Origin of the sequence: Streptomyces sp. NPDC002232 (assembly GCF_042890295.1) — a bacterium.
In the GTDB taxonomy this organism is placed as follows: domain Bacteria; phylum Actinomycetota; class Actinomycetes; order Streptomycetales; family Streptomycetaceae; genus Streptomyces.
Genome location: NZ_JBIARV010000004.1, coordinates 1035045 through 1053500, shown reverse-complemented (window position 1 = coordinate 1053500; position 18456 = coordinate 1035045). Strand labels below are relative to the sequence as shown.

The 18456-nt window shown below is 73.3% G+C and carries 18 protein-coding genes; 9 read left to right on the top strand and 9 right to left on the bottom strand.

What is annotated here, in order from left to right; all coding sequences use genetic code 11:
• Positions 1-83 precede the first annotated feature (83 nt).
• The 3 genes from ACFYXU_RS22670 to ACFYXU_RS22660 are packed head-to-tail and all read left to right on the top strand — an operon-like array spanning position 84 to position 2079.
• Positions 84-806 carry a glycosyltransferase family 2 protein gene (locus ACFYXU_RS22670; RefSeq protein ID WP_389459530.1) on the top strand — a complete coding sequence of 241 codons (723 nt, stop codon included), beginning with the start codon at positions 84-86 and terminating at the stop codon, positions 804-806.
• Entirely contained in the window at positions 803-1423 is a 621-nt protein-coding gene (locus tag ACFYXU_RS22665) for a DUF2064 domain-containing protein (RefSeq protein ID WP_389459528.1), read from the top strand. Before ACFYXU_RS22670 ends, ACFYXU_RS22665 begins: the two co-directional genes overlap by 4 nt.
• On the top strand, positions 1405-2079 hold the full coding sequence (locus ACFYXU_RS22660; protein ID WP_389459526.1) for a methyltransferase domain-containing protein: 675 nt from the start codon (positions 1405-1407) through the stop codon (positions 2077-2079). The genes ACFYXU_RS22665 and ACFYXU_RS22660 overlap by 19 nt, the downstream gene beginning before the upstream one ends.
• A gap of 145 nt (positions 2080-2224) precedes the next feature.
• Here the strand turns inward: ACFYXU_RS22660 and ACFYXU_RS22655 are convergent, their stop codons facing one another.
• Positions 2225-2683 (bottom strand): hypothetical protein, encoded by a 459-nt coding sequence (locus ACFYXU_RS22655; RefSeq protein WP_389459524.1) that lies wholly within the window; start codon positions 2681-2683, stop codon positions 2225-2227.
• A complete protein-coding gene (locus ACFYXU_RS22650; RefSeq protein ID WP_389459522.1) occupies positions 2680-3822 on the bottom strand; it encodes a molybdopterin-dependent oxidoreductase in 1143 nt (380 codons plus the stop codon). The genes ACFYXU_RS22655 and ACFYXU_RS22650 overlap by 4 nt, the downstream gene beginning before the upstream one ends.
• Before the next feature lie 90 nt (positions 3823-3912).
• On the opposite strand from ACFYXU_RS22650, the gene ACFYXU_RS22645 reads away from it, so the two are divergent.
• Both ACFYXU_RS22645 and ACFYXU_RS22640 read left to right on the top strand, forming a co-directional pair.
• A complete protein-coding gene (locus ACFYXU_RS22645; protein ID WP_389459520.1) occupies positions 3913-5394 on the top strand; it encodes a glycosyltransferase 87 family protein in 1482 nt (493 codons plus the stop codon).
• Positions 5395-5438: 44 nt separating this feature from the next.
• Positions 5439-5948, top strand: coding sequence for a DUF427 domain-containing protein (locus tag ACFYXU_RS22640; protein WP_389459518.1), 510 nt, complete (start codon positions 5439-5441; stop codon positions 5946-5948).
• 77 nt (positions 5949-6025) lie between these two features.
• On the opposite strand, the gene ACFYXU_RS22635 is transcribed toward ACFYXU_RS22640, so the two are convergent.
• From ACFYXU_RS22635 to ACFYXU_RS22620, 4 genes are all read right to left on the bottom strand, one after another.
• Positions 6026-6937: an SDR family oxidoreductase gene (locus tag ACFYXU_RS22635; protein WP_376517335.1), complete on the bottom strand. Its 912-nt coding sequence runs from the start codon at positions 6935-6937 to the stop codon at positions 6026-6028.
• A 157-nt stretch (positions 6938-7094) separates the two neighbouring features.
• Positions 7095-8726 (bottom strand): hypothetical protein, encoded by a 1632-nt coding sequence (locus tag ACFYXU_RS22630; protein WP_389459515.1) that lies wholly within the window; start codon positions 8724-8726, stop codon positions 7095-7097.
• 110 nt (positions 8727-8836) lie between these two features.
• A complete protein-coding gene (locus ACFYXU_RS22625; protein WP_376517330.1) occupies positions 8837-9430 on the bottom strand; it encodes a DUF4383 domain-containing protein in 594 nt (197 codons plus the stop codon).
• Between the two features lie 56 nt (positions 9431-9486).
• A complete protein-coding gene (locus tag ACFYXU_RS22620; RefSeq protein ID WP_389459512.1) occupies positions 9487-11595 on the bottom strand; it encodes a glycosyltransferase in 2109 nt (702 codons plus the stop codon).
• Positions 11596-11846: 251 nt separating this feature from the next.
• Here ACFYXU_RS22620 and ACFYXU_RS22615 point away from each other — a divergent pair, with 251 nt between their 5' ends.
• The 3 genes from ACFYXU_RS22615 to ACFYXU_RS22605 all read left to right on the top strand — a co-directional run bounded on the left by ACFYXU_RS22615 (position 11847) and on the right by ACFYXU_RS22605 (position 14187).
• Positions 11847-13184 carry a glycosyltransferase gene (locus ACFYXU_RS22615; protein ID WP_389459510.1) on the top strand — a complete coding sequence of 446 codons (1338 nt, stop codon included), beginning with the start codon at positions 11847-11849 and terminating at the stop codon, positions 13182-13184.
• A 238-nt stretch (positions 13185-13422) separates the two neighbouring features.
• On the top strand, positions 13423-13608 hold the full coding sequence (locus tag ACFYXU_RS22610) for a DUF6480 family protein (protein WP_329858041.1): 186 nt from the start codon (positions 13423-13425) through the stop codon (positions 13606-13608).
• A gap of 195 nt (positions 13609-13803) precedes the next feature.
• The gene (locus ACFYXU_RS22605; RefSeq protein ID WP_376517324.1) at positions 13804-14187 is read left to right on the top strand and encodes a DUF6479 family protein; all 384 of its coding nucleotides are present in this window, start codon (positions 13804-13806) and stop codon (positions 14185-14187) included.
• Between the two features lie 131 nt (positions 14188-14318).
• On the opposite strand, the gene ACFYXU_RS22600 is transcribed toward ACFYXU_RS22605, so the two are convergent.
• Positions 14319-14825 carry a hemerythrin domain-containing protein gene (locus ACFYXU_RS22600; RefSeq protein ID WP_376511842.1) on the bottom strand — a complete coding sequence of 169 codons (507 nt, stop codon included), beginning with the start codon at positions 14823-14825 and terminating at the stop codon, positions 14319-14321.
• Between the two features lie 44 nt (positions 14826-14869).
• Positions 14870-15106 carry a DUF6479 family protein gene (locus ACFYXU_RS22595; RefSeq protein WP_376511843.1) on the bottom strand — a complete coding sequence of 79 codons (237 nt, stop codon included), beginning with the start codon at positions 15104-15106 and terminating at the stop codon, positions 14870-14872.
• A gap of 183 nt (positions 15107-15289) precedes the next feature.
• Between ACFYXU_RS22595 and ACFYXU_RS22590 the strand changes: the two genes are divergently transcribed.
• Entirely contained in the window at positions 15290-16729 is a 1440-nt protein-coding gene (locus ACFYXU_RS22590) for a carotenoid oxygenase family protein (RefSeq protein WP_389459507.1), read from the top strand.
• A 46-nt stretch (positions 16730-16775) separates the two neighbouring features.
• Here ACFYXU_RS22590 and ACFYXU_RS22585 read toward each other — a convergent pair whose 3' ends face one another.
• The gene (locus ACFYXU_RS22585) at positions 16776-18272 is read right to left on the bottom strand and encodes an APC family permease (protein WP_389459505.1); all 1497 of its coding nucleotides are present in this window, start codon (positions 18270-18272) and stop codon (positions 16776-16778) included.
• Positions 18273-18456: the final 184 nt, after the last annotated feature.

Below are 18456 nucleotides of genomic sequence, written 5' to 3'. Positions count from 1 at the left end.
GAGGCCGCGCATACCGCCGAGCGGCGCGGTGTCCGCGTTTCGTAAGGTCTCATGACGCCTTTCTCCGCCTTCCGGTTCCTACGGTGGGGAGGGTGACCCCTTCTCCTTGTCCGCCCCTCGCGGACCTCGTACTTCCCTGCCTCGACGAAGCCGAGGCACTGCCCTGGGTGCTGGCGCGCGTACCGGCGGGCTGGCGGGCCATCGTCGTCGACAACGGCTCGACCGACGGTTCCGCCGACCTCGCCCGCTCCCTCGGCGCCACGGTCGTGCACGAGTCCCGGCGCGGCTTCGGCGCCGCCTGTCACGCCGGGCTGCTGGCCGCACGCGCCGAGTTCGTCTGCTTCTGCGACTGCGACGCGTCCATGGACCCGGGTCTCCTCGCCCCCATGGCCGCGCGGCTCGCCGCCGGTGAGGCGGACCTGCTGCTCGGCCGCCGCCGTCCTCAGGGCAGCGGCGCCTGGCCCGCCCACGCCCGGGCCGGGAACATCGCCCTGGCGCGGATGCTGCGCCGCCGTACGGGACTGCGCCTGCACGACCTCGGCCCGATGCGGGTGGCGCGCCGTGACGCCCTGCTCGGCCTGGATCTGACCGACCGGCGCAGCGGCTATCCCCTACAGATGGTCGTACGGGCTGCCGACGCGGGCTGGCGGGTGGCCGAGACGGACGTCCCCTACCTGCCCCGGGCCGGTAAGTCCAAGGTCACGGGGACCTGGCGGGGCACCTGGCACGCCGTCCGTGACATGCGCGGAGTCCTGGCCGAGCCAAAGGTGGCACGGCCCGCACGGACCGAGGGAGTCTCGGCATGAGCACCCTGCTCGTCATCGCCAAGGCCCCCGTGCCGGGGCGGGTGAAGACCCGGCTGACCCCGAGGTTCAGCATGCGGCAGGCCGCGGACCTGGCGCGCGCCGCGCTGGAGGACACCCTCGCGGCGGTCCTGGACACCCCGGCCCGGCGGCGCGTCCTGGTCCTCGACGGACGGCCGGGGCCCTGGGTCCCGGCCGGCATCGAGGTCGTCGCGCAGTCCGCGGGCGGCCTGGACGTCCGGCTGGCCGCCGCCTTCGCCCTCGCCGAAGGACCGACGCTGCTGATCGGCATGGACACACCGCAGGTCACCCCCGGGCTCCTCGCGCTCGGACTCGACTTCACGGAGACGGGTGCCTGGTTCGGGCCCGCCGAGGACGGCGGCTTCTGGGCCCTGGGCCTGGCTGCCCCCGACCCGGCGCTCCTGCTCGGCGTCCCCATGTCCGAGGCGCACACCGGTGAGGTCCAGCGGCGGCGCCTGACGGACGCGGGGCTGGCGGTACGCGACCTGCCCGCGCTGGTCGACGTGGACTCCCCCGCCGACGCGGAACGGGTCGCCTCCGGCGCACCGTGGACCCGCTTCGCCGCCCTGCACTCCGGCCTGTGCGCGCTGACGCGGTGACCGCCCAGCTGACCGCGTCGGCCGCGCGGGCCTGGCAGGCCGACCCGTACGCCGACGCCCTGCGCGCCGGACAGGGCCCGCTCTACCTCCGGCGCCGCGACGGCCGGTTGCTGCCCCTCGACGTCGAGCGGTGGTGCGCCGAGCCCGACGCGGCCGACGCCACGGTGCTCTCCCGCTGCACCGGCCCCGTCCTCGACATCGGGTGCGGGCCGGGCCGCCTGGTCGCCGCCCTCGCCGGACTCGGACACGCCGCTCTCGGTGTGGACGTGACCCCCGAGGCGGTGGCCCGTACGGTCCGGGCCGGCGGCAGCGCCCTGTGCCGGTCCGTCTTCGACCCCCTTCCCCGCGAGGGCGGGTGGGGCACGGTCCTGCTCATCGACGGCAACATCGGGATCGGCGGCGACCCGGCCGCCCTGCTGCGTCGGTCGGCCGCCCTGGCCGCGCCCGGCGGATCGCTGCTCGTCGAGGTGGCGCCCGCCGATGTCGACGAGCGCGTCGAGGTCCACGTCGAGGACGGCAGCGGCGGGCGCGGAACGCCCTTCTGGTGGGCCCGACTCGGCACCCGCGCCCTGTGCGCCGCGGCACGGGCGGCGGGCTGGACCCCGTACGACACGTGGGAGACGACGGACCGGCACTTCGTACACCTGACCAGCTGACGGGAGCACCGGGCTCCGTGCACCGGCCCCTCTGACCGCCGCACCCCGGCGCAGCGCCCGGGTGGAGTCCGTACGGGAACGGACTCCACCCGGGCGGCTCCTCGCCGCGAGGCGCCGCGCCGGCTCCGCGTCGCGCGCCCTCGCGTCAGGCCTCGTGGTCGGAGCTGCCACCGGCCTGGGGCGCGGAACGTCGGCCGGAGCGGCCGCCGCCGGAGCGGTGTCTCAGGGCACGCCCGGCCGCGTGGGCGAGCGTGAACAGCGCGACGGCCGCCATCGCCAGCAGCCAGTTGCGCGGGTAGTCGAGCGGCAGCACCGTCGGGTTGGCCGCGACGCCGGGGCGCAGTAACGGGGGAAGGGCGATGGCCGTCAGGGAGCCCGTGACGATCAGCGCCGCGCGCGGCACCCCGCGCAGGCGCACTCCGGCCGCGGCGGCGAGCGCCCCGACGGCGAACACGAGCGGCGCGACGAACCCGTCGTGCACCACCACCGCTCCCCCGAGCCACACGGCGATCCGCCACGGCTCCGGCTGCCGGAGCAGCAGCCATCCGCCCCAGGCCGCGCACACCAGCCCCAGCCCACCCGTCACGTACCGGAAGCCCTTCACACGACCTCCAGCCGGCCGACCCACTTGGTCTGGAGCACCCCGGGCCGGTTCGGGGCGATGATCCGCGCCGGGAAGCCGTGGTCCAGGGACAGCTCCTCACCGTTCAGACGCAGGGCCAGGAGGGTGAGCGGGTCCTGTGCGGAGAGCCGGCCCATCTCCATCACGCGGTAGGCGCCGGCCGCTTCGAGCGAGACCACCCGGGCCCGCGCGTGCGAGCCGCCGCCGGCCCGGTCCAGGAGGTCACGTACCCGTACGCCGGTCCAGCGCGCGGACTTGCTCCAGCCCTCGACGCAGGCGAGGGGCAGCGTCACCTCGTGCTGGGGCAGCGCGCGCAGTTGGTCCAGCGTCAGCGTGTACGGCCGGGGACCCGCCACGGTGAGCCGCCAGTCGGCCAGGGAGGCGCGGGTGACCCGCGCCGCGGCGGCCGTCCGGTTCACGGGGAGCCCTTGCGGCCCGTGTGTGGGGCTCCGGGGAGCGAACAGGTCCAGCGGGCCGAGGGCGGTGACGGACTGTCCGGCGGTGGTCAGCGTCACGGCACCGACGGCGGCCGTGACGCCGAGGAGGAACTGGCGACGGTCGGGTGCGTCCGCCGCGGGGAGGGCGCGGGTTCCGGGCGAGCTTCGGGTGAAGTGGGCCCGGATCCGGGGGCCTTGCACGGCGACGTGCAGGAGCAGCGACCCGAGCAGCAGCCAGGCCACCGCGTAGTGCACGGGGACGAAGCCGAAGGGCCACGGGTACCACTGGAAGGTGTTCAGGAGCCCGGTGAACACCTCCAGGAGAGCGGCGGCGACGAGGACGGCCACGGAGATCCGCTCCAGGGCGTGCCTCGGGGACCGCACCGGCGGCCACGCGAACAGCCGTGGGTAGACCACCCACAGCTTCGCAAGGAGCAGCGGGACCGCCGCGATGCCGGACGCCACGTGCAGACCCTGGGTGACCCGATAGCCCCCGGACGGGTGGCTCGGCAGCCGGTCGGCCAGCCATACCGGCGGGTGCTGGAGGGAGTGGCTCACCACGCCGGTCGCGAAGCAGACGAGGACGGCCGGACCGAGGAGGCGGCCGATCACGGTCGCGGTCCGGGCGTCGTGCAGACGCGCCGTGAAGGTGACGGGCGGGTCCGGAGAGAGGGTGGGTCGCATGCTCCCATCACACCCCCGGCGGACCTCGCGGAGGCCGCCGGAACACCTTACGAAACACGGACGCCCGTGGCGTCGCCGGGCACCGGAGGCGTGGCTCCTGGCACGCTGCTCCAGGTGAAAGCCCTCCCGGCGCGCTCCGCGTCCGCTGCCACCGTCCTCACCCTCGCCGCTCTCGCCGCCCTCACGGCGGTCCTCGCCCTCACCGTCCGCGACGGGGACCGGCTCGGCGACGACCCCGTCGGCCTGTTCTGGTGGTACGCGGCGTCCTGGGCGCTCTTCGCCGCTGCCGTCGCGGCGGCGCGCCGGATCCCGGGCCGTCGGGTCGTGTGGCTGGTCGTGGCGGGGGCCGTCGCCGTCGCCGTGACCGGGCTGCTGGGTCCTCCGCGGACGAGCACCGACTCGTACCGTTACGCCTGGGACGGCCGCGTCCAGGCGGCCGGCATCTCCCCGTACGACCACACGCCGCAGGACCCGGCGCTCACCCGGCTGCGGGATCCCTGGCTCTTCCCCACCGGGGCCGTCTGCCGGACGCCCGGCCTGGCCCCGATCGCCCCCGCCGGGGCCGCGTCCCCGTGCACGCGCATCAACAGGCCGGGCGTCCACACCGTCTACCCGCCCGTCGCCGAGGCGTACTTCCTCGCCGTCGACCGCCTCTCCCCCGTCGGCGCACGGCACAAGCCGCTCCAGATCGGGGCGGCCCTCACCTCGCTCGGCGTGACGGGAGCGCTCCTCCTCGTCCTCCGCCGGCGGGGCGACGACCTCCGCAAGGCCGCGTACTGGGCCTGGTGCCCGGCCGTCCCCCTGGAAGCCGTCAACAACGCGCACATCGACGTGCTGGGCGTGCTCTTCGCGGTGGCCGGGCTCGGCGCCGTCGCCTGCCGGGCTCCGGCCCGCCGGGCGGTGGGCGGTGTGCTGATCGGTGCCGCCGTCGCCACCAAGCTGATGCCGGCCGTCGTCCTGCCCGGCGCGCTGTCCGGGGTCCGGCGGTTCCGCGACGCCGCCGCCGTCCTGCTTCCGGCCGCGGCCCTCGTCGTCCTCTCGTACCTCCCGTACGTCCTCCTCTCGCGGGGCTCGGTCTTCGGCTACCTCGGCGGCTACGTCGAGGAGGAGGGCTACGACGCGTCCTCGGCCGGTTCCAGGTACGCGCTGCTGCGGCTGCTGCTGCCCGACTCCTGGGCGCTGCCCGTGCTGGTCCTCGCCGTCGCGGGCGTGACCCTGTACGTCATGCGGCGCGGCGATCCCCTGCGTCCCTGGAGCGGCGCCCTCCTGGTCACCGGCTGGTCGTTCGTCCTCCTGACGCCGGGCTACTCCTGGTACGCCCTGCTCCTGGTCGCGCTGGTCGCCCTGGACGGGCGCTGGGAGTGGCTCGGTGTCGCGCTCGCGGGCGCCGCCGTCTACCTCCTGGGCCCGGCCTTCGGTTTCCAGCAGGCCCTGACCAACCTCGCGTACGGTTCCGCGGCCGTCCTCGTGCTGGTGATGACCGGCATCCGACGGCGTCCCGCCCCGGCCGGGAGGTGGGGAGATCCGGTGCCCCGCCTCGCATCTGCGGAGCCCGCTCCGGAAGAACGATAGCCAGAGGAATTGTCGGGAACGGTCAGGGACAGTGAGGTCGGTACATGAACCATGAGGACGGCGAGTCGGTCCGTGGCCCGGCGCACGCCCGGCCCACGGAGTCGGTGTGGGACTACCCCCGGCCTCCGGAGCTGGTGCGTGACGACCGCCTCGTGACGGTGACGGTCGGCTCCCAGGTCGTGGCGCGGACCTCCGCGAGCCTGCGCGTTCTGGAGACCAGTCATCCGCCGGTCTTCTACCTGCCCCGGAGCGACGTGCGCGCGGAGCTGCTGCGGCCGCGGTCGGGGGGAACCCACTGCGAGTGGAAGGGGCAGGCGTCCTACTGGGACATCGTCGTGGACGGGCTCGTGATCCACCGGGCCGCCTGGAGCTACGAGCAGCCGCTCGCTCCGTACGAGGCCCTCCGGAGCCATCTGGCCTTCTATCCGTCGTCTGTGCGCTGCGCGGTAGACGGCGAGGCGGTGACCGCTCAGGAGGGCGACTTCTACGGTGGGTGGATCACGCACGAGATCGAGGGCCCTTTCAAGGGCGGTCCCGGCACGTGGGGCTGGTGAGGCCTGGGGCTGGTGGGGCCCCTCCGCCGTGGAGGCCCCCTGTCGGTGAGTGGATCTCGTCCCGGGAAGGGGCGAACTCATCCGAGTGGTTCTGACGCGTCGCTCGGTCGCCCCCGGCCGATGGACTCCTCTTCGATACGTCCTCCCGCACCGAGCAGCCCCGTCTGTTCGAGCGAGTCCTCGCCCGTGAGCTGCGGCAGGGTCCGGCGGGACAGCAGGGAGACGGCCGCGGGGTAGACCGGACGGGCCAGTTGGGCGAGCCGGAGCCACGGCGGTGCGTAGATGGACGCGGCCCGTCGGTCGATGCCACGCGCGATCCACGAGGAGACCTGAGCGACGGGGTAGACCTTCCGGGCGGGTGCGGGCATGTGCTGGCGGAGTTCGCGCAGGACCGTGTGCCGTTCCACGTCGCGGATCATGTCCGTGTCCGTCCAGTGGAGGTAGGCGATCCCCACCGCGACGTTCCGGTGTGCCAGTTCCGCTCTGATGGAGCGGGCGAACGACTCCGCCCCGGCTTTGGATGCGCAGTACGCGCTCATCATCGGAGCCGCTCCGAAGGCCGCCGTGGAGGCCACCTGGAGAAAGTACCCGTGGGTCTCCAGGAGGTGGGGCACGAAGGTGCGTGCCGTGACGGCGCTGCCGATCAGGTTCACCTCGACGACGCGTCTCCAGGTGGACGGATCGGAGCTGGTGAACGGTCCTCCCTCCGCGACGCCGGCATTGGCGACGACGACGCTCGGGCGACCCAGATCGCATTCGATCCGTGCCGCGACTGCCATCATTCCGGAGTCGTCCGTGACGTCCACCTCGTACACGCCGGCTTCCGTGGGCAGCCGGGAGGCCACGGACCGGAGCGTGGCGGCCTCACGTCCGAGCAGGGCGACCCGCATGCCGCGCGCCGCGAGCTCGCGGGCGATTCCGGCGCCGAGACCGCGCGCCGCTCCGGTCACCACCGCTGTACGTCCCTGGAGTGCTACCGAGTAGTTCACAGGTCCTCCGGTCGAGGAGTCGTTTCCTGGTTCCCCCTTCTCCTCTGCTTGTGCGTTCGCCCGCCCCTCGGATGCAGGACTCGCTCCACGGACACTCGAGTGGAGGAGTCCGGGCCTCCGCTCCTCGTGCGCGGGGTCGCTCGCGTCGGGGCCGCCGTCAGGCGCGGCAGGCGTATGCCGCCACCACCTCCGCCAGGCCCTCCGTGCCGAAGTCGGCGCCCTCTCCCTCACGCGCGAGCAGCAGCACCCGGGCCGGCACGCCGGCGGCCGCGTACGCCGCCAGTCGGTGGTGTCCGTCCAGTACCGCTCCCACCAGCCACCGCTCCTCGTGCTCGGCCCGCACGTAGCGGTCGTCGATCCAGCCGAGGACGACGGCGGCGGGCCGCTTCCCCGCCGCGATCGCGGACGCGTGCCGGGCGACGGTCGCCGGGTCGAGCGCCTCCGGCGGCTGCGAGGGCAGGAGGGCGCCGTACGTGCGGGGCAGCCGGCCGCCGGGGACGGGCGCGGTGAGCTGCAGATGCGCGACGCCCGGCCAGGAGTCCTCGACGGGGCTCCCCGCGTACGCGGTCTCGTCGCCGTCCTCCTCCGCCCGGGCCGCCGCGCGGCGGTGCCACCAAGAGCGGGCGGGTTCGGACACCTCCTCCAGCGGAAGGTCGAGCAGGACGGCACGGTAGTGGCCGGTCTCCAGCTCGCCGAGGACGGGGGTGCACTCCGCGAGCAGCGCGGTGTCGAGCCGGTCCAGGTCGGCCAGCCGCCCGCGCATCCGGGCCGCGATCCGGGCCGCCGCCTCGTCCGGCCAGTCCAGCAGCGTCAGCCCCAGCTCGCACGTGTCGCAGAACGAGCCGACACCGTACAGGGGCTTTCCGTCGAAGGTCAGGGACCGGTTCCAGCGCGGCCAGGTGGAGCTGGGCGACGGCGGGTCGAAGACGATCCTGATGCGGCCCGCGCCCTCGTCGACGGAGAACCGCGCCAGCGCGTCGGACTCGACCACCAGGTCCCGCACCACCGCCGGCGCGCGCTCGGTGCGGCCCTCGGCCCAGACGGCGCGCACGGCCGAGGCGTACGCCGCGCCCCTCGCTCCCTCGGGGAGGAGCGGGTCGCGTCCGGTGAGGCGTACGAGCGCGAGGTGCACGTCGTGGACGCGTTCCTCGCCGCTCTCGGCCAGCCGGCGGAGGAGGTACGGAACGGCGACGGGATCGTCCAGGAGTTCCAGGGCGACGACGAACGCGGTGTGCTCGATCCCGGTCACGGCGGACAGCCTGGAGGCGATGGGCGCCGTCCACTCACGGGCTCCGAGGCGGCCCAGCGCGAGCGCGGCGCGGCGGCGCACGGCGGGGTCGTCGAGGAGGGCGCCGAGGCGCGGGGCGAACGACGGGTCCCCGGAGAGTCCCATCGCATCGATGAGGGTGGGGGCGAGCGGGCTGTGGCCGCTCGTCTCGTTCCCGCCGGGTGCCGGGGTCTGTTCCGCGTACGAGCGCAGGAGCGCGGCGGGCAGTCGGAGCCGGCGCACGACGGTGGCCCACAGCAGGTCCTGGCGGTCTCGGGGGGTGGACGCGGCATCGGCGAGCAGGCGGACCAGCACGTCGTCCCCCGCCTCGCCGAGGTCCTGGAGCAGCGAGGCGAGGTAGGGGCGGAAGGCGTCCCGGTCGGGGTCCGACCGGTACAGCTCCTCGGCCGCCGCGGCCAGAGCGGCGGGCCGGTCGGTGTTCAGCGAGTACAGCGCGGTCCACGGGTCGGCGGCGCACAGAGCGGCGCGCAGTTGTCCCTGAAGGGTGTCGTGATCCGGCATGGGAGCAGTATCGGCGATGGACGGACGACGAGACGGAGGGGGTCCCGACGGCGGGAAAGCGTCAGGGAGGCGGTGCCGTTGTCAGCCGGGTACGTGAGCCCGCTCGGGCGTCAGCGCCGGCGCCGCCCGGTGAGTCGACGCGGCGCGGGTGCTTCGGGCACCTCCCGCGCTTTCGGCGCTTCGGAGACGGCCGTGGGTTCGGGGGCTTCCGCTCGGTGCCCGTCGTGTGAAGCGTCGGCGGCGGCCTCGGGGTGACGCCGCTGCCAGTAGGGGTTGTCGTGCGGGAGCCTGCCGGAGACCCGCCCGTACATCCCGAAGGTGAGAATCACCAGACCCATGACGAAGCTGAAGATGACGTTGGTCATGCCGAAGTCCAGGAAATTCGCCGACCGGTCCAGGACGAAGAGGTGCCAGAAGCCGCTGAGGAGGAACAGGGAACCCACCGTCATGTTCAGGGACGAGGCGAAATTCCCTCCCACCACCGCTCCGCCCAGGAGGGCCACACCGAACACGATCGAAAGGGCGCTGAGAGCGCTGTTGGAGGTCATGCCGGCGATCTTGTCGCCCGAGGTGCTGAACGGGCTCAGGAAGTCCGCGAATCCCAGACAGCCGAAGCACAGGAGGATCAGCCCGCAGAGGGCCGAGCCGATGCGGTAGACCCGGGCCAGGTGGTGGTCGACGGGCAGCTCGTCCTTCAACTTCATGTTCTCTCCCGGAGAGGGTCGGGCGGACGGGAGTCAGGTTTTCTTCGCTTTTCTCTTCAGCTTCGGATTCGAATGCGGTGAGACGCGATCGGGCCTCGGGGTATTCGCCGGACCAGCGAACTCCGGCCCTCCATGGCGAGGTATTCACCGGAAAGACTTCGCGCCATCGCCTCGACCGAGTAGGACCCGCGGACGAGTTCCTTCGCGCGTCGGGCCATTTCGGCGGCCCTGTCGTCATCGATGTGCAGGAGACGCCTGAGGCCGGTTCCGAGGGATTGGGTGGAGGACGTGTCGAGCAGCAGACCGTTGTCGAGGTCCGTGAGGTAGTGGCGGACACCGCCGCGCAGGGGAGCCGCGACCAGCATTCCGGCGTCCATCGCCTCCAGGACGGCCAGTCCGAATTCCTCCTTCGCGCTCGGACAGACGTAGCGGGCCCGGATTCCGCTCGCGGTGTCGGCCAGCGTGCGCTCCAGAAGTCTCACGTCGGCGTTCGACAGGGCGGGGAGGAGCAGGAGGCGGTTCCTGGCGGCCGGGCAGGATTCCAGCGCTCGCTCGATGCCGTCGCGTACCGGTGTCTCCATGGGGCCGGGCCGTTCGGGGCTGCCGCCCACGATGACGAGCAGGGAGTCGCGGTAGCAGCCCGACGCGATCCAGGCGCGGACGAGGACGTCCTGCTGTTTGACCGGGTGCAGGCGGCCGACGCTCAGGAGCACGGTCGGCGCGGACAGCCCGGAGGCCGCGACGGCCGCGGTGACCGGTTCGGCCAGGCTGTGGCTCCGGACGGGTGCGTCGGGGCCCGGCCGGTACGGAGCGATGCCCTCGGGCACCGCGGTGATGCGCGCGCTCCCCCGCTCGTCCTCCAGCTGCGGGAAGTGGGTGAGGAGCTCTCCCACTCCCCCGCCCTGTCCGGCGATTCCCACGACGCGGTCGGCGCGGGCGACGAGCCAGTCGGCGAGGAAGACCCGGTGCAGGTCGTGCCGGACGGCCGCCGGATCGGCTTCCGGCGTGTCGTGGCGTTCCGTCATCTGCCGGTGCGGGTCGGGTGTGGCGGTGAAGACCACGCGCGCGCCGATCCTGCGGGCGGCCTCGGCCATCGCGGCGGAACCGTCGTCGGAGTAGCGCACGTGGACCACGTCGACGGCCGGTCGCAGTGCGCCGAGGAGCCTCGCGGACCACCACGACAGCTCCTCGCGGTGGCGTCCCATGTCCTCCGGCCGCAGGGGCCGATCGCTGTCGACGGGGAGCCGTAGGACCCAGTGGCCCGCCGTTCGACGGCGCAGCAGCACCGGGTCGGCAGCGAGTTCCGGCCGGCATGCGGTCACCACCGTGATGACGCCCGCGATCCTCTCGGTCTCGGCGAGGGCGTCGCCGAGTGCGCCCAGGAGCACGCCGAGCCCGCCGCTGAGGCCCTCTCCGGGCCGTTCGAGATCTCCCAGCAGCATGGTCTGGGCGACGAGAAGGCCAGGTCGTTCGGGCCTCGTCTCCCAGGGGCCGACCTTCCTCGGACGAAGGGCGTCGAGAAGCAGGCGCTCGTAGGCGTCGCGCTCTCCGACGGCGGCCACCAGGTCGAATTCCCCGGGGCCCGACCAGGCCAGATGGCGCCAGGCCGCGTGCCGCAGACCCCGGTCCGTCGCGCCTGCCAGGCGGGCCGCCTCGACGTGCCGCAGGGCCGGGAGCCTCCCGGCGGTGGCCAGATCCAGCAGAAACGCCGTGGTGTCGGGGTCCCGGTCGGCGAGGAGTCCGTTGCGGAGGGCGGAGACCGCCCCTCCGACCCCGTGGTCGCGCAGGCTGTACGGCCATATGGCGGCGACGGTGGCCCGTGCGAGGGGGCCTTTCTCCAGGAGCCGTACGCATTCCTCGGGCGACGGGATCCTGTCGGCCCGGATCCCGCCGCGCACCTGGGCGAGCTCGAGGTCGAGGGCGGTGGCCAGGGCCGGACGCTCGCCCGACCGCTCGGCCCGGACGTCGCCGTACTCCGCGTCGACCAGCTCGGCCAGCAGCGTGCCGCGCCGGGGCCGTCGCGTGCCCGGGTAGGTCTCCGACGCCGTGCGCCGGTGCTGCCAGTAGCGCCGGCGGGCTTCGGCGAAAGCGTCGTGCCGGCCGTCGTCGGGGACGTCGCACAGGGTCACCGCCCGGCCACGAGCGTCCGGACCTGGGTGTTCCATGGGGGCTCCTCGGGACAGATGGTCGGCTGATCTGGTTCGGCCGGTCCGCCGCGCTTGGATGCGTGACCTCGTCCGGATGCGTGACCTCGTCGCTTCCGGGAGCTTCCATGGCGGCCACCGGGCGGTACGAGGCTTCCGGCGCGCCACGGGTGGCGGCCCAGGCCGTGGACCCCGTGCATCCACGGAGCGGGGGTCGGGCGAAGGGAGGCACAGCAGAGGCCCCGGCAGGGGCCCGTCCCGCAGGAGGTCGCATGACGCGTGTCGTCGTCGTCAGTCCCCCGTTCCACTCGCACGCCCAGCCGATGTCGGTCCTGGCGGGCTCCCTCGCGCGGGCGGGCGTCGACACGTACCTCGCCTGCGCGGAACCCTTCGCCGACATGGCGCGGGCGGCCGGTGTCGGGTTCGCCCCGCTCACCGTGACGCGGAACGCGAACACCGGAGTCGCACGGAGGACCGCGCAGGACGCGCGGGAGGCGGCGCGCCTGGACGAGTTCCTGAGTTCGACCCGCGAGGGTGCCGTCGCGGCCCTCCTCACGCAGTCCCGTCACCGCGGGGAGGACATGCTGGCCGACCCCGATCGCGTCCTGGCCGAGATGCGGGCGCTGCACGAGCGGCTGGCCCCGGACTGGTACGTGGTCGACCAGCTGAGTTTTCCGGTGACTCTGGCCCTGCACTGCCTGGGCCTGCCGTTCGCCACGTTCTGCCCCGGGCATCCGTCCTATCTGCCGCACGAGCCGCAGGCGCTGTTCGGAGTGCCGTACGCGTGGCCCTCGGCCATCCGCCCGGCCGAGGAGGACCTGACCCGGCTGCGTCTGGCCGCACGGGCCAACGACGTCGCCTTCACGCAGCAGTTCGCGCGGGTCGCGCGCCATCACGTGTCCAAGGGCGGAACGCCCGGCCGGGCCTTCGCCCTCGCGTCCCGCCGGGCGGTCGTCTTCAACTATCCGCCCTTCCCGTGGCTGCCCGTCCGTCGCGCCACCGGACCTCGGTACGTCTACGGAGGACACTGCGTGCCGGAGGAGACGCGGAGCCCCGGCGGTGGATGGGAGTCGATCCTCGCGGGGCTGAGGGCCGAGGCCCGTCACGTCGTTCTGATCGCTCTCGGTACGTTCCTGTCGGCGCGCGACGACGTCCTGGCGGTGCTGGTGCGGGGCATTCTCTCCGCCGTCCCGAACGCGGCCGTGGTGGTCGCGGCCGGTGACCGGGTGTCCCGTCTGTCACGACTCGCCGGGCCGCGCGTGCACGTCGCCGCGACCGTGCCCCAGCGGTGGTTGCTGAGGCACGTCGACGCGATGGTGCACCACGGCGGCAACAACTCGTTCACCGAATGCGTGGCCTCCGGGGTCCCCGCGCTGGTGCTGCCCTTCTCCAGCGACCAGTTCTCCATCGCCCACGACGCCGAGAAGGCTCAGCTGGGCGTGTGCCTGGACCCGGCGCGGCTCACCGAGGCCCAGGCGGGGGCCGCTGTGCGCGAGCTGCTCGACCGGACGCCTCCGGGGCTGTCCCGCTGGACCGGCGACCTGTCCGGCAGGGGCCCTGACTGGACGGCGGAACGGCTCCTGGACGCGATGCGGGAGCAGGCGCGGTGAGCGGGCGCCGCACGGGCGAGGCGCTGGGCGCGGCGGTTACCTGAGGTCGACGGGGCGGCCCGGCGCACGGGGTCGGCGGGGCGCACGGCGCACAAGGTCGGCGCGGCACCCCGGCGCACTCCATGGCACCGGCCCGCGTTTCGATGCAGGATCAATGCGAGTGGAAATGCGGCATTTGTTGCGAGACTCTGACTATGGGAAATGCGGCTGCTCTGCCGCTCGACCAACGGGAGGCGTCATGGCCGCCGAGAAGTCCGTACCGCCGCAGGAAACTCCGCCCGCCGAAGGTTCCACCTCTTCGGCCCATCCCGAGCGCCCCGACGGCGGCATCTGGGAGCACCCCATGGTGTGGCTCTCCCTGATCGTCATCGGTTCGCTCGCGATCGCACTGTTCTTCGGCCTCCGCATAGCCGACCTCGTGTGACCGACACCCCGTCGCCCGGACCCCCGGCGCGGCTGCCGCGCCCCTCCGACGGGGCTCGGGAACACTGCGACATCCGATGCCGTACGCACCTCCTCCGGCCTCCGGTACGAGTCCGGGAGAGAGGCCGTGGCGTCGCCCACGGTGCCGTCCTGGATTACGTTCGCCAGGACAGGCCCTCACAGACGGGATCTCTCCATGCACACACACGTCCTCGGCGCCACGGAGCTCGCGGCCGGCGTCTGGCAGTCCGGTCTCGCCCAGGTGCTCGGCGGTCTGATCGTGGTCGCCGTTCTCATCGGCGCCTTCGTCTTCGGCATCCGGGTCAAGAACAAGGAGCTGCCGCCCCCGGACCCGGAGTCGCAGCCGCACCGGCCGGACACCGGCCAGCTTCCGGGCGAGGCCACGGGGTACCGGAAGTCCACCGAGGTGCCGCAGACCGACGGCGAGCACCGGCTCATGCCGTACAACCTGAAGAGCTCCGGCGAGCCCGACACCGAGCCGCCGAGCGAGGAGAAGCGGAAGTGGCGCGGCATCTCCAGCGGCGGCTTCGGGAGCGGCGGGACCGGCCACGGCGACTGATCGCCGCCCGGTGCGTACGACACGCGGAGCGGCCCGCCGGTGCGGGTCGCCGCACGAAGAGGGCGGGGCGGCCAAGGCCGCCCCGCCCTCTTCCTCAGCCGTCGGATCCCAGGGGCATCACGGCTCGGGGATCAGCGGCGTACGAGCTCCCGTACGTTCTCCAGGCGGCCGCAGTCCGCTTCCAGCTGCTTCGCCCGCGCCCCCTGGAAGGCGTCGCCCAGTTCGGCCCTGCGCTCGTCGGGGACGTTCTCCCGGGCCCCGTTGAGGATCGTCCGCTCCTCCTCGTCGACGTGGTGGCTCACGGCCTTGACCAGGTCCTCCAGCCGTTCGTCCCACTCGTCCGAGCCCACGTCCTCCACCTCGAGCAGCGCGAGGAGCGCCTCGTTCCCTTCGGCGTGTTCCTCCGAGCCGTGGTCGACCTCGTCGTCGTCGACACCCCTGAACCGCTTGAGCGCTCCGTAGACCTCGGTCTCCTCGGCCTCGCCGTGCGCGACGAGCAGCGCGGCGAACTCCTTCAGGGCGGCGGCGCGGTCGGCCTCGACGCTGCGCATCCGGCGGAACAGTTCCTCCATCCTGCGGTGGTCCTCCAGGATCACCGCCACGACGTCCTGCCCCTTGCGGATCTCGGCCTTCACCATCGTCCCTCTCCTTCTCTCACGTGCGTACGTTCTCGTTGCGCTCTTCAGCGTTCAGGGCGTTCGTCAGGGGTCTCCCACGAGTCCCGCCGCGATGCGGCGGCGGGTGGCTGGGCGGCGACACCGGCGCCGGCGCGTCGGCGCGCGGCCCGCCGGGAGCCCCACCAAAAGGCGGCGACCAGCAGGACGGCCACGACCACTCCGACCAGGATCAGGAACAGGGCGGGCGAGCCATCGGCGGCGAGGGCTCCGGCGGAGACGCCGGAAACGCTGGAGATGGACATGGGGGCGTCCTTCCTGTGGAGAGCGGATCAAACCGTCTGGTTTCCGCTGCTACCCCCCAACTCCGCGACCATTCACTCTCCCCGTCGCCGCCTGGCGACGGGGACTGCCGCGCGTTTGAATGGACGGGAGCGGCGCCGTGCGCCGACGCGCGGGCGACGCCGGTGACCCTGCCTGGAGGTCCCGTGAGCACCCACGCACCGACCCGCTTCGACCCCACCCGCGTTCCGCATCTGCTCGGTACGTTCGCGCCCGTCACCGAGGAGGTGGACGTGGCCGAGCTGCGGGTGATCGGCACCCTGCCCTCCTCCCTGGACGGGATGTACGTGCGCAACGGCCCGAATCCCCGGTTCACTCCGATCGGCTCCTACCTGTATCCCCTGGACGGGGACGGAATGCTGCACGCCGTGCGGGTGTCCGGCGGGCGGGCCCGCTACCACAACCGCTTCGTGCGCACACCGGCGCTCGTCGCCGAGGAGAAGGCCGGGCGCGCGCTGTGGGGCGGCCTGGAATCGCTGATCCTGCCGAGTGCCGACGAGGTGGGTCCGGAGCTCGCCGACGACTTCAAGGACCTTCCCGACATCAATGTCGTCCGCCACGCAGGCCGCCTGCTCGCGCTGGCCGAGTCAGCCTGTCCGTACCGTTTCGACGCGGACCTGGCGACCCTCGGACGGGAGGACTTCGGCGGCCGGCTCACCGCCGGCATCACCGCGCATCCCAAGATCGACCCGGTCACCGGCGAGATGGTCGTGTTCTGCTACGCCCTGGAACCGCCGTATCTGACGTGGTCCGTCATCGGTCCCGACGGCGTGGTGACGCGGGGGCCGACGCCCGTGGACGGCGTGGTCGAGCCCGTGATGATCCACGACATGGCCCTGACCGCCCGCTACGTGGTCCTCGTCGTGGCCCCGGCCCTCATCGACCTGGAGGCGGCCATGTCCGGCGGCTCCTTCCTGGCCTGGCGGCCCGAGCTCGGGACCCGCGTGGCCCTCGTTCCGCGCGACGGCGGGGCCCCGGTCTGGGCCTCCGACGACGCCTTCTGGATGTGGCACTCGGTCAACGCCTACGACGACGGCCCCGAGCCGGCGGCGCCCGTCGTCCTCGACTACGTCGAGTGGAACCGGCTCACCGTCGGCCCCGCTCCCGAGGGAGCGGGTCCGGCCGCCGCGCGACTGGTCCGCGCCCGGATCGATCCGTCGGCCGAGCACATGACCCGTACCGTCCTGGACGACGCCAGGGTCGAGTTCCCCCGGATCGACGACCGTCGCATCGGCAGGCGCCACCGCCGTGCGGCCCTGGCCACCGGCACCGGCCGTGCCGATCTGCTGGCCGGGGAGTACGACGCCATCCGCTGGGTCGACGTCGAGACCGGCGCCGGCCAGGTCTGGGAAGCGGGTGATCTCTCCGTCGGCGAGCCCGTCTTCGCCCCCGAACCCGGGCCGGACGCGTCCTCGGAGGATCACGGCTACTGGATGACCTTCGCCACCGATCGCACGGACGGCGCGAGCTGGTTCCTCGTCTTCCCCGCCGCCGACCCCGCCTCGGGCCCGCTCGCGCGCGTCTCCCTGCCCGTCAGGGTCCCCCTCGGCCTCCACGGCGCGTGGCTTCCCACCGAGGAACCGTGACACCCGCGCGCGCCGTGCGGGGCGCGCGGGCGCGCGCGTAGGGTCCTCAGTCGCGGAACACCTCGCCGAGCGTCCCCGGTTCGGTCTCCAGTGCCTCGCGGTCGGTGATCAGCATGACGAGGAAGAACAGCCCGCCGGCCAGGAGCAGACCGCCGACGATCACGACGGACACGAAGGCCTCCTTCGGGGAGACCAGGACGAACAGGGCCACGAGCGTCCACACCAGCGCACAGATCGCTACGGGCAGCTCGAAGCGCCCCAGGTCGAACGCGCCCTTCCTGCGGCTCAGCCGCCCCCGCACCGCCAGGTAGAGGACGATCGTCGCCCCGTAGATGAGCGCCGGGAGGATCGTCGACGCCGTGATCAGCTCCAGCAGGGCGGCGCCCGGCAGCGCGACCATCAGGACCACGCCGAGGGCGAAGATCAGGAGGGTCGCCGGGACCGGGGTCCGCGTCCGCCGACCGACCCGCCGCATCAGACGACCGGCCGGGAACCGGCCGTCCCGCGCCATGGCGAAGACCAGGCGCGCGCACGCCGCCATCGACACCACCCCGGCGCCGAAGAACGCGAAGGTGATCGCGACCAGCAGCACCCGCTCCATCACCGGACCGAGCTGGTCCCGCATGATCGCCGCGACGGGTGAGGCGTCGGCGGAGACACGCGGGACATCCGTGATCGCGACCGTGAGCGCGATCAGGAACAGCATGCCCAGGACCGAGGCCGCCACCACCGATCCCACGATCGCTCGCGGGACCGTGCGGTGGGGGTCCTTGGCCTCCTCCGCCAGGTTCGCGGCGGAGTCGAAGCCGACCAGGGTGGCCAGCCCCATGATCATCGCGAGCATCAGTCCGCCGCCGACGGCGAAGTAGCCGGGGGCGTGCGCGGTGATGCCGCGCGACGTGAGGGTGGCCGCGGCGCCGTCGCCCGTGGCCAGGACGGCGACGGCCAGCGCGATCGACACCACCACGACCAGGGCCACCTCGATGCCGACGGCCGCCGTGTTGATGGCGCTGACGATGCGGGTGGAGGCGATGGCCAGCACCGTCTGCACGAACAGCACCACGAGCGTGATCACCCGGGCGGCGTCCTCGCCGGGCTCCATGCCGACGAGCGGCATGAACGCCTGGCTCGCCAGCGCGTTGTCGACCGCGACCACGGCGACCGCCAGAAAGCAGAAGGACAGCCAGCCGAAACCCCAGCCCACCTTGGGGTTCGCCAGTCGTGAGGCCCACTGGTACGAGGAGCCGCTCAGCGGAATGCGGGCGGCGAACTGCGCGATCACCAGAGCCACCAGGATCTGCCCCGCACCGGCGATCGGCCACAACCAGATCCCGACCGGGCCGGCGGTCCTCAGCACGTCGTCGTACGTCCCGAAGATGCCGACCGCGACCGAGATGAAGGCGAACGAGATCGCGAACACCTGGAACGAGCCGAGCGTCCGCTTCAACTCCTGCCGGTAGCCGCCCAGCTCGACGGCGTCCGAGCCGTCCCGGCCGTCCTGATCGTCCTGCGGATCCGCCGGAGCCTGCGCCACGTCGGCCACGTCCCCTCTCCTGGGCCGCTTCGGTCAGGTCCTGAAGAGCGGCGGGCTCCCTCAGTGTCCTCGCGCCGGTCGCCCCTCGGGGCTTCGGCCACGGCTTCGACCACCGACGCGCGCGAGCGACCGCCCGAATGGCCGCCTCCTGTCCGTGCCCGGGCCGGTCGACGCGCCGGGAGCCGCCCGTCCA

Bases quoted from the DNA above. Each gene is read 5' to 3' on its own strand.
- ACFYXU_RS22600 (WP_376511842.1), bottom strand. From the start codon at position 14,825: ATGGTGAAGGCCGAGATCCGCAAGGGGCAGGACGTCGTGGCGGTGATC.
- ACFYXU_RS22615 (WP_389459510.1), top strand. From the start codon at position 11,847: ATGACGCGTGTCGTCGTCGTCAGTCCCCCGTTCCACTCGCACGCCCAG.
- ACFYXU_RS22625 (WP_376517330.1), bottom strand. From the start codon at position 9,430: ATGAAGTTGAAGGACGAGCTGCCCGTCGACCACCACCTGGCCCGGGTC.
- ACFYXU_RS22665 (WP_389459528.1), top strand. From the start codon at position 803: ATGAGCACCCTGCTCGTCATCGCCAAGGCCCCCGTGCCGGGGCGGGTG.
- ACFYXU_RS22605 (WP_376517324.1), top strand. From the start codon at position 13,804: ATGCACACACACGTCCTCGGCGCCACGGAGCTCGCGGCCGGCGTCTGG.
- ACFYXU_RS22610 (WP_329858041.1), top strand. From the start codon at position 13,423: ATGGCCGCCGAGAAGTCCGTACCGCCGCAGGAAACTCCGCCCGCCGAA.
- ACFYXU_RS22630 (WP_389459515.1), bottom strand. From the start codon at position 8,726: ATGCCGGATCACGACACCCTTCAGGGACAACTGCGCGCCGCTCTGTGC.
- ACFYXU_RS22620 (WP_389459512.1), bottom strand. From the start codon at position 11,595: ATGGAACACCCAGGTCCGGACGCTCGTGGCCGGGCGGTGACCCTGTGC.
- ACFYXU_RS22640 (WP_389459518.1), top strand. From the start codon at position 5,439: ATGAACCATGAGGACGGCGAGTCGGTCCGTGGCCCGGCGCACGCCCGG.
- ACFYXU_RS22595 (WP_376511843.1), bottom strand. From the start codon at position 15,106: ATGTCCATCTCCAGCGTTTCCGGCGTCTCCGCCGGAGCCCTCGCCGCC.
- ACFYXU_RS22650 (WP_389459522.1), bottom strand. From the start codon at position 3,822: ATGCGACCCACCCTCTCTCCGGACCCGCCCGTCACCTTCACGGCGCGT.